At 33.9% G+C, this 1308-nt stretch carries 1 protein-coding gene; it reads left to right on the top strand.

All coding sequences use genetic code 11. The features are described 5' to 3' along the window. A partial coding sequence (locus EG57_RS0224800) for a pyruvate formate lyase family protein (RefSeq protein WP_032079752.1) occupies positions 1 to 1308 on the top strand: 1308 nt, incomplete at both ends.

Raw genomic sequence — 1308 nt, 5'->3', positions numbered from 1 at the left:
TAACAGAAGCAGAAGCACAAGAGATAATAGATCAGCTTGTTATAAAATTAAGGATGGTGAGACATTTAAGAACACCAGAGTATAATGATTTATTTGCAGGAGATCCTAACTGGGTAACAGAATCCATAGGTGGAATTGGAATAAATGGTAAAACATTAGTCACAAAAACAGCTTATAGATTTTTACACACATTAACTAATTTAGGACCAGCCCCAGAACCAAATATGACAGTTTTATGGTCAGAAAAGCTTCCACAGAACTTCAAAAATTATTGTTCTGAAATGTCCATAAAAACAGACTCTTTGCAGTATGAAAATGATGATATAATGAGACCAATATATGGAGATGACTATGGTATAGCTTGCTGTGTATCTGCTATGGAAATAGGAAAGAGAATGCAGTTCTTTGGAGCAAGAGCAAATCTTGCAAAATCATTACTCTATGCAATAAATGGAGGATATGATGAAAAGAAAAAGGCTAGAGATGGAAGCTTAATTAAAGTTGTACCAGATATAGAAAAGATGGAAGATGAAGTTCTTGACTTCAATAAAGTAATTAAGAGTTATAACAAAGTTATGGAATATGTGGCTGAATTATATGTAGATACAATGAACACAATTCACTACATGCACGATAAATATGCTTATGAAGCAGGACAGATGGCTCTTCATGATACAGCTGTTAAAAGATTTATGGCTTTTGGAATAGCAGGCTTATCAGTAGCAGCAGATTCATTAAGTGCTATAAAATATGCAAAGGTTAAACCAATAAGAAATGAAGAAGGAATAGCTGTGGACTTTGAAATAGAAGGAAACTTTCCTAAATACGGAAATGATGATGATAGAGTTGATGATTTAGCAGTACACGTAGTTAAGAAATTTTCAAATGATCTTAAAAAGCATAAAACTTATAGAGATGCAGAACATTCATTATCAGTGTTAACAATAACATCAAATGTGGTATATGGAAAGAAAACAGGAACAACACCAGATGGAAGAAAAGCAGGAGAGCCGTTAGCTCCAGGAGCAAATCCAATGCATGGAAGAGATGAAAATGGAGCGTTAGCATCACTTAACTCAGTGGCGAAAATACCATATAGAAATTACTGTCAGGATGGAGTATCCAATACTTTCTCCATAATACCAGATGCACTTGGAAAAGATGAAGAAAGCAGAATAGTAAATCTTGCAAACATGATGGATGGATATTTCTCACAAGGAGCATTTCATTTGAATGTAAATGTGTTAAATAGAGAAACCTTGGTAGATGCTATGGAAAATCCAGAAAAGTATCCGACACTTACAATAA

Source organism: Clostridium drakei, assembly GCF_000633595.2.
GTDB lineage: Bacteria > Bacillota > Clostridia > Clostridiales > Clostridiaceae > Clostridium_AM > Clostridium_AM drakei.
This window is presented reverse-complemented; position numbering and strand designations above follow the sequence as displayed.